The organism is Ruoffia halotolerans (assembly GCF_014049385.1).
GTDB classification, from domain to species: Bacteria; Bacillota; Bacilli; order Lactobacillales; family Aerococcaceae; genus Ruoffia; species Ruoffia halotolerans.
This window is the reverse complement of record NZ_JACAOA010000044.1, coordinates 1-9,762: the sequence shown is the minus strand read 5'-3', so window position 1 is coordinate 9,762 and position 9,762 is coordinate 1. Positions and strand designations below refer to the sequence as shown.

Below are 9,762 nucleotides of genomic sequence, written 5' to 3'. Positions count from 1 at the left end.
AGAGTTATCTTTTAAATCTATTTCATCTCGTTCAGGAAATTGCTCTTTTATTTCAATTTTACTCACCATGTGATATAGCGGTGTAGATGATATAGACTGCATTTTTTCAATTAAGTTTTCATCACTAGACGGAAATAGATTATTAAGGAAGCCAAGTGGATTATTTAACAGCAACTGGTTGATAGACTCAATTTCAGCAGAGGGGATAGTTAGCTTTTGTGTATGAACTTGTAAGTTTGAAACCTGTTCTTCATAATAATCTTTTTGCCATAGATTTTGAACTTTAATTATTTCGATTTGCCTATTTTGTTTTTCAATTTTTTGATTATTACTTAGTTGAAATAAAAAACCCATATAATCTATAAATAATGATGCAATCTCTACCCCCGACTCTTTATTAAGAATTTTTCTAAACCTGTTCTTCAATTTCTCGAAATATTCTTGATCTATTTCTTTGACAATATCTTTATCATTTAAATATCTTGTAAGTAGAACTAAATCATTTATTTCATCAATTGTTTCATATTTTGTACGATAATATTCATTTAATATATTTTTTTGTTTCCTACTAATCGGATACCTAAATTCTTGGAGACTTTCAATCATATCGATATCTTCTTCAGAATGAATCCACTCAAGAAGTGCTCTATACTCTTCATTTTCTAAAATATCACTTGTCAATTTATCTTCAAAAACGTATGAGACAATCTTAAATGATGAACAATTTCTTATCGCATAATCCTCTTTGTCTTTTAAGTATTCAAGTAACAATTCAATATGCCTTGTTTTTACCTCTACAGACATCTCATTACCATGTAGGACATAAGAAATTGTCTCTATTATAAAATCTGAAACTTCATTTGCAAAATATATTTTCAAATCTTCCAATATTTCTTCAGTCCACATGGTGATATCAGGATTCCCAGAACCATCATTAGTAGAAAACATTGGCTGGATTTTTCTCTTCATAAAACTTATATTAACCATATTTAGCAAATATCGTTCTTGCCAAGTACCGTAATCTAGATTCAAATTAGCAAAATTAAACGCATTAGCATTAACTAACTCAGACTCATATTTTTCAATAAATTTCGCATCTGATTCATGCAGGATTTGATTAAAATTATCTATAAATATATTTCTTGGTACTTCAAAATTCTTCAAATCAATTTTTTCTATTTCATTAGACACAAAATCTTTCTCTGCTTGTATACCTCTCAGATCATATAATTGCCAAAAATTTTTAATAGTAAACATCCCTATATTAAATATATGATCTAAAGAATTATGAGTATTTAACTCTTTGGTTATCCATTGGAAAAATAATCTAACTTGGCCGTATAAAGTTTTTAAATTCTCATTACATTGTTGATAATCTTTTTTATTATTTTCATATTCTATAATTAAAAATAGGTCATTAAGTATATTATTATCAAAATTAAATGAGTAATTAGTATAACTAGATATTCGCGTAAAATAATCATATAAATGTATATTAACTATCTTACTTACGTCTAAAAATTCATTCCAAGTATCAATATCTTGGAAATAAAAATTCTCATTGATATATTTAACAAGAAAATCCCAATCATCATTTTTCGCGACTATATTATCTACTATTTTTACTTTTTGTTCATGATCTATATAATTTTTGATACTACTTTCTCCTTTTATAATGTTTTTGTTATAAAATTTTAAATGAATTTATACAATGACTAATCAAACTCAACATTCTAAAATATAAATACTCACGAAATTTATCAGATTCTAAAGGCTTTCTACCATTTTCAAAATGTCTAATGTGAAATTCGTTTCCAATTTTTGTGAGTTCCTTGAATTCCTTTTCAAGCAATTCTTTAGTGGCTATAGAACCATTACTGACTGTATTAATTAGCTTTTCAGCGGAAGCTTTCTTGTCTTCTCCATAAATTGTTTTTAGCCTTTCAAAAGCATCCCAAATTTGTTCTACAGCCATTTATTTTTTATTAGACTCTTCAGACCTTATGTACACCTTAGATTCTTCAATCTTTTCATTGATAATATTATCTGACGAACTAATTTCTGATTGATTTAATATTTCCTTACCTTCATTTTTAATTTCATCATTTAATGGTCCCTCTACTGGATTAACAATCATATATGCTAAGATTACTTCTTTTAACTGCTCGAGTTCAGGGCGAAAGTCTGCTTCTATTTTTTCTGTTGAAATTTTACCAGAAACCCTAACATGTGAATTTACTTCTGGTAGTAGTACCGAATTCTTACTACTGAATTTTTTCCATAATCTTCGTGATCCGTTTCTAGATGACATTTGGTCCTCTATTTTTGGAATATCATTTTTAATTTCTTCATAGACATCTTTTGTAATTATTACCATTTTATGCTCCTTTTATTCTTCCTCAAAATAAAAATCATTTAACTCATACGTAGTCACTGGAGTTACATAAAATTCATACTTAGCTACTAAGTCACATATATCATCACCATTAATCAGAGTAATCACTCGTGTTCCGATTCTTGATGCTTCAATTGCAGATCTAGTATAGTCCGAGGTCGTTATATAAATACCATATTCTGCATTATACTTATCCATAGCTCCACGAAACTTATCGATCTCAGGAGAACTTACTTTGCCTTCCCAACGTTTTGCTTGAAGTGCAACTCGTGTTGTTCTGAAGTCGTCTGCAGTTATGTACCCAAATCCATCAAGACCTCCATCAGCTGTCGTTTGAATACCTATTTCCTTATCTAACTCTATTCCCATTCGCTTCATTAAACCTCTAGCAAACATCTCAAATTTCTCAGGAGACATCTTTTTGAGTGCTTCATTTAGTTGACCTCGCCAGACTTCTTCTATACCTTCTGAATCTAATACTTCCTCTTCAACTTCTATTTCTGTAGCTTCAGTTATTTCCTTCTTCGCTTTTCTTTTCTGTGACTCTTCTTTCATTGCTGGCTCAGACAAAACACGTACTTCGGTTAGAGGGTCAAAGATTTCTAAGTTTACTTTCCTACCTTTTTCTGTAAGTTCAACCTCACCTTTCTTTGGGTACCGAACAAAATCAGCTAGCAACAGATATTTAATAGCGAAATTAAATTGATAATTGAACGGTTTATATTTCGTTCCTGTTTTTTTGGACTCCCTCGTATAGTCTATATAATCCTCAGGAATTAGTTTTGAATTATCATATATATCGCGCTTGATATCCTTACGTTCTGCAACTCCACCTAAATCATTTAGAGACTTTATAACAGCTTTCATAATTAAATCTTCTCGATCAGATGTTGTTAATTCATCCATAATTTTTGGTTTCATAACTAAAATAACTCTCCTTTTCAGAAAACCCCATATCCTTCATTAATGGATATGGGGGTTAGTTGAACAATATCACTCAAATACTTCGTCTAACTTTTCTTCTAATGTTCCTGCTTCTGCGTATGGATAAGCGTCTAGTTGTGCAAAGTTCTTTTGGCTAATCCCTTCGGTCAATTCACTAAATATGAAGCTCGTAGCGATTCTATAAATAATCTCTGTGGGAGCTAATCCATACACTTGGTTCTCTAGGATATGTTTTAGACGGTCATAATCATTAGGGAATTCTGACTTGATTACTTCGCTGTTATACAATCTTTTAACGACTTCAGTGATATATAAGCCTGACTTCATATACAAATCAATAAAGGTCTTAGACGAATCATCGTAAATGCCTGAATTTTCATCTTCTAGTTGTTGTACCATCTTTTGAACAACCCATTTAGGTGTATAAATTTGATTAGTATTTTGAGGTGGAATATAGTCATAAATATTCTCTTCGGTTTCTTCAAAGTAGTTTGATAACTCTGATTTCTTGCGTAAAAATTCAAGTATAGATTCATTAAATACTACTTCGTTAAACAAGTTACCGTTAAATTGTTGTTTTTCACCTTCATCATCAACATACGTACCACCATCTCGTAAGAAAATGAACTCTTCTAATGTAACACCTGTAACATCATAAAATACTTCATCACTAACATACTCATCAAAGTTCATTAAATTTAAATCTTCATTCCCATATGCCATGATAAAACTAGGTATGGCTCTAGAAAACCCACGTAAGTTTGATCGTATATCATCTTCTACGGTATTCTTTTTCTTCTCTTCTTGTTTTACTTCATGTTCTTCTATGATTTCAGTAGTCGTTTCTAAAACTATTTCCTCTATTTTAACTTTTAGGTCATTATAGGTTTCATCAATAAAGGTTTTGTTTTCTTCCTCGACTTTTTTAGGATTTTTTAACACACCGTCATCTTCTAATTGAGCTTTACGGTCTGCTTGACGTGCTTTTAACTCTGCTTCGAATGTTTCGGTTGCTTTATCGATCTTTTCTTTAGCAGCACGCTCTTTTTGCTTCCGTTGGTTAATAGTTAGCCCATACTCCGTACGCATTTTATCAAAGCTTGGCTCTAATTCTTTGCTTAGAGCATCACTTAACTTTTCTCGAACTTGAATATTAGTTGTAAGCCCTATATCTGTAGGTTGAAGAATCTCCTCGATTTCTTTTCTCTCGTAAATCTTGTCACCAAAAAGTCTATCTCTTTTCTCTTCGACAACTTCATCTTCTATAAATGCATTTCCTTCTTCATCCACGTTTAAATCTTCTACATCTTTCGAATCTACTTTATTTTTATCTGTCGTTAATTTACCTTGCTCTGTTTTTTCAAACTTATTGATAATATCTAAGGCCTTTTTAGATCGGAAAATACCCGCAATATTATTAAATAATAGGTTACTCATGAATCCACGACGAACTACCTCTCGTGATTTAATTCTTTTTGGTAAAGTAAGAACTTGTTTGGCATCTAATTCAGTCATTTGACCGTCAGTATCTTCGCCAATAACTGGAAAGAAATTTAGCAAACGCTTTATATTATCTTCACGTTCTTCCATTGTTCCACTTCCGCCGGAGGTTGCAGCATTTAAATTATTCGCAAATTCATCAATAATATCTAAAGTTCTATCAGGCGCAAAATCAAAAATGTAAGCGTTTTGTTTTCGATAAGTTACTGGATTACCTTCAGCATCTCTATCCGACCATTTATGAGGATTTTGAGCACGAAATCCTGCTTGCATATAAAGAGCTGGAGATTTCACATTGCTTAACATCAGAACACCAGACCACTCAGGGACAGTTACACCTGTTGTCAATTGGCCAACTGTGAGAGTAATTGTTTTGTCATTATTAGCTATTGCATTTTTTACACGTTCTAATGCACTATTTCGACCGTCAACATTCTCTTCATCAACCTCTATTTCTTCTCCATTAATTTGTTCAAGTTTTCCATCTCCAGCTACAGAAACAACTTCATAGTTTTCAAATACAGGATGATTTCGTAAAATATTAGCAAGGGCTTTGGCACTATCTATTCTATTCAACAACCATAAAGTATGCTTTAATTCATTTCTTAATTCTGGAGTAGAAAATGGATATTTTTGATTACTTGTTAAAGAATCTAGCCAATTTAAGACATCTGCTTCATAAATTAAATTGCCCTTATCATCAGTAGAAAAAAATTCATTCATATCAAAAGCATAATCCACATTCGTCTCTTCATCTAAATCAGCACCTTGTTTAATTCGGTTAACAATCATGTTCGACATTTGATATGTATACATGTTTAAAGTAGGTAATTCTTCATATGGATTATGTTCATCAGTTTCACTTTCATCCCAGTTCGCTTTCGCTTCCTGCTCATCCATATAAGACCAGTTAAATATTTGATTGGATTCAAATTTGTCACTAGCAATTTGTTTAAAAGGGGTCCCTGAAAGATGCAATATGTAGTCCGTTTGAATTCTTTCTAAAGCAAACTCAGTTTTATTCGTGTCAACAGCCTCATGTGCCTCATCAATTACTACTAAGTCCCAATTTAAGTCTCTGATCCAGCGTAATTTTGGATAATCCCCTCCAAAGTAAGCAGAACCTTTTAAATCCTGCAAACTAACAAATGCAATTTGGTTTGAGACCCCTAAATCTATTAATTTCTCTGTGTATTCACTCCGACTTAAAATATCTCTGTGTGCAATCGCAGGACTATCACTTACAAAATAGTAATTATGTTCTTTATCATACTTAATAAATTTTTCGTAATCATCCACCCATGAATTTCCGACTGCTGGTCTATTTGTTAATATTAAAACATTTGAAAATTCCATTTCTTTAATCAAATCGTAAGTAGTTAAAGTTTTTCCAAATCTTGGTTTAGCATTCCACAAAAACTCCCCTGACTCACGACTTTTGAAATATCCAACAGTCTTTTCGACAGCTTTGGCTTGTTCTTGTCTTAGAACGTAACTCTCAGATTTTACAGACCCCTCTAACTCATGAATGTCTTCTTTTAACATAAAAGCAGAAACCATTCGCTTTGATTTACTTACATCATTCTCAAAATTAAACCACTCAGTTCCGCTATCTCTAGGAATACCTTTACGAACTAAGTAAGCATGGAAATCATGGTCATTGAAATAATAACCATCATTAAACCGTGCGACATAGTCCCACAATTTTTCAGGAGTTATACCTGCCGTATGGGTTTGTTCACGTATACGTCTATCCACGTCTCTTTCTGTGTAACCAATTTTAAACCAGCCCTGTTTCTCCAGGTTACTTTGTGTTCGATAAGCATAGATTTTTGGAATAATACGTGCCTTGGTATTAATATTCGGTGTCTGCATATTATTCCATCTCCTTTACATTGTTTTCTATGAAGTTTATTTCTTCTTGAGACAACTCATATTTTTTGTAAAGTTGTTGGTCAATTTCACTTATTGTAGTATCCCAGTCTATGTTAGATGATCTTGTAAAATCTTGAATGGGGACAAACTCCCATGTAGATTTTTGATTATCTTGAGTAACTTTTTTCACCCCTAATAAAGCTCTAGCAAGTTTAGTTTTAATATATTTCTTTGCATTTCTAGCTTCATTTTCATTATCAAAAGCTCCTACAGAAACAAACGATTGGGTGTGCCCACAATAAGAGTCACCTACAACCATTTCAGAAAGCGTTTCTCCAAAATCTCCTGACCCATTTGATTTTGCTACGAAGACTTTATACTTATCTAAATTGGGATGTTCCGAAATATAGTCTCTACGGATCCATTTATATACTCGCTTATTTTTTTGTCTACCAAATATTTTTATATACTCATTTCCATTATTAGGTTTGTTATTATGAAATACCTCTGGTAATTTTTCAAAAGCATTTGTTCTAACTGTATTACCACTTAGAATTTTACCAGCGTACGGAATTTCATCATACAGCTTTCTAGAGTATTTGTAACTCATTGAAGAATATACTACACTGCTTAGAGATTTGAAATCGGGTGATGATAAGACCTTATTTAAGGATGTTTCTAATTCAATGTATGGAATAAACATTTTTATTGGTTCATAATTTTTATTGGAATCCCGATATGTTATAGTGACTCCTCCTTTTATTTCAGTATTAGGAAATACTTTGGAACTATTAGATTCATAGTAGATTACTTTCAAATGAGAATCATTTAACATCTTATTATTCCATGAACTTGGAGTTTGCCCAACATTAAATAAAAAGCGACCTGGAGTTATTAATAAGGATTTATCGGCAATTTTATAAGATTCTTCTAAAAAAATATGATAAATTGGCTCTCCTCTAGTATTACTTCCAGTTCCTTCTATTTGATAAGGAGGATTCCCTATTACAACATCAAATTTCATTTCTGTGTCATTCCTTTCCGAGAGCAATTTGAATTCGATTGTCTTGTCTACTCCCCACAACTTAATATTAGTTAGTTTAGGTGTGATATTTTCTTCAGTTTCTATCTCTTCGAATAGGCTAAGTTGAGTCCCACTTTCTTCAAGGCCCCCAACCGAATATGGTACTTCATATGTTAAGCCGTCCATTTGAAATACATTCAGACTTATTATCTTAGTAATTTCTAATAGTATTTTCTCTTTTGGGAAAGCTCCGAACATATAAAAATAGTTATCTATAAATGTTAAAATTAGATTTTCTCTAGCTAGTAGAAGTGAGTCTCCTTGATATTCATAACCATAACTGGCTTTATAGATTTCAACGGCTAACTTCAGCCATTCTTCTTCTGTTTCTATTGCTTCATTTAATTTTTTAAATTTAACATCAACGAAGCCTGCTCTGTCTTTTAAAGATATTACTTCTCCCGTTTCCATATCATAGCGATTTACCATATATGGAGCTTCGCCACATGTTATTTCTAACCATTTAGTTTGGATAAAATCAACCAATGATAATTCTTCCATATCCTCTAGAACTGCATCTACTTGTAATTTGATTACCCATGAGGGCGTGAAAACTTCTGCTCTATTACGCTGCCGTTCAAGTTGGGTATCTATATCTTTGTCTACTCTTGGTCGAATAAAACCTTCATACCATCCAGTAATAAGATCTATTTTAATTTCTTGATCATCTCGGAATGAATAGCCATGAATTATATAGCTATCTGTCCCCCATTTTATATTCTTACCAGTGGTATGATCCTTAAGCAGTAAACTTAATAGAGATTCATTCTCTCTTAAGATAGCTGAATCATTTAAATCTGAGAGCGATAATTTATTATTTTCTTTCAAGAAGCCACCTCCTTTGTTTTTAATTAGTAATTATATTTGCTACAACTGTTAAACGACTTTTTCCGCATTGTTGTTTAAGAATTGTAGTAAAATCATCGTTTTTTATTATTTTACGTTGGTTATTTTTATAGATCATAATTATATTTTCTTCTAACTCTTCATCTGTTAGATTATCTACCCAATATTCATCAAGTATTTCATTAATAACAGCTGCAACTTCCCGTTGGGTACGGTAAAATTTCTTCACTTTCACAGAATCACCTCTGTCATATTTAATTCTTACTTTTATTATACTTTAGATACGTATAGTAATCTATTAATTTTAGGAATATAAAAAGCTTTGAAGAAATACGTTATCTTCTTCAAAGCTTTTTAGCCTCATATTTTGTTGTGACGAGCATTTAGAGCTGTTATTAAAGTGATAGGCATACCAATTGTCCGTTAAAACATCAGTAAATTGCTATCTAAAGTACCAGTATTTAAAACTAGTGAAGAGCGATAAAAAAAGAAATGTTTTGTCCCACTTTTGAGTCTAAGTTATAACAAACCTAGAACTTCGATATCAATTCTACAAAATAATTATCCACTGTGAACATTATCTGCTCTATTTAAAACATCAATTTCACCGTCATCAACTTGGTATCTCATACTTTCGAATAACTCCACATCTATAATACTCGGTTCATTATAATTATTTCTATTGGAGTTATTGATCCAATCACTTGGAAATAGACTAATTGTCGAGTCCAAAACTTTCTGATATATTCTGGAATCAAATAAATTATTAAGTTCAGTTGATCCATCTTCATAGAACATAATTGCTAAACGTTGTAACCAGATTTCAATATATTCTGTATTTGCTTTGTATTCATATTTTTTGAAAATCTTATCAATTATATCTCTGCCTATATCATCAGGACTATGTTCTAATATTTTTGCAATTATGATTGTACAATGGCTTATTGAAGTTGGATTATTATACATAATATCAACAAGTATAGAAATTAGAACTCTATAATCGCTGGGTAATTCTTCAGTATTTATGATTCTATCTTCATAGAATTCAGTCAAAGCTTTTTTAATCATACCACTATTTGGGTATATGTTAGCTAGTTCATAAATTTGGTACAAATGT

General features: G+C 31.5%; 7 protein-coding genes and 1 pseudogene. All 8 read right to left on the bottom strand.

Features of this window, described 5'->3' with window-relative positions:
* Positions 1-1,257: hypothetical protein (locus tag HW423_RS10385; RefSeq protein ID WP_218931838.1), on the bottom strand; the 1,257-nt coding region annotated here is incomplete at its 3' end.
* Positions 1,258-1,684: 427 nt separating this feature from the next.
* Positions 1,685-1,975: a hypothetical protein gene (locus HW423_RS10380; RefSeq protein WP_218931837.1), complete on the bottom strand. Its 291-nt coding sequence runs from the start codon at positions 1,973-1,975 to the stop codon at positions 1,685-1,687.
* On the bottom strand, positions 1,976-2,377 hold the full coding sequence (locus HW423_RS10375) for a hypothetical protein (protein WP_218931836.1): 402 nt from the start codon (positions 2,375-2,377) through the stop codon (positions 1,976-1,978).
* A 12-nt stretch (positions 2,378-2,389) separates the two neighbouring features.
* Positions 2,390-3,316: a restriction endonuclease gene (locus HW423_RS10370; RefSeq protein ID WP_235956476.1), complete on the bottom strand. Its 927-nt coding sequence runs from the start codon at positions 3,314-3,316 to the stop codon at positions 2,390-2,392.
* Between the two features lie 72 nt (positions 3,317-3,388).
* Positions 3,389-6,715 carry a DEAD/DEAH box helicase family protein gene (locus HW423_RS10365; protein WP_218931835.1) on the bottom strand — a complete coding sequence of 1,109 codons (3,327 nt, stop codon included), beginning with the start codon at positions 6,713-6,715 and terminating at the stop codon, positions 3,389-3,391.
* 1 nt (position 6,716) lies between these two features.
* Complete coding sequence (locus HW423_RS10360; RefSeq protein ID WP_218931834.1) at positions 6,717-8,627, bottom strand: Eco57I restriction-modification methylase domain-containing protein; 1,911 nt, start codon at positions 8,625-8,627, stop codon at positions 6,717-6,719.
* 19 nt (positions 8,628-8,646) lie between these two features.
* The gene (locus tag HW423_RS10355; protein ID WP_218931833.1) at positions 8,647-8,880 is read right to left on the bottom strand and encodes a TIGR04540 family protein; all 234 of its coding nucleotides are present in this window, start codon (positions 8,878-8,880) and stop codon (positions 8,647-8,649) included.
* Between the two features lie 326 nt (positions 8,881-9,206).
* Positions 9,207-9,762 (bottom strand): annotated as a pseudogene (locus HW423_RS10350) (hypothetical protein); the annotation flags it as partial.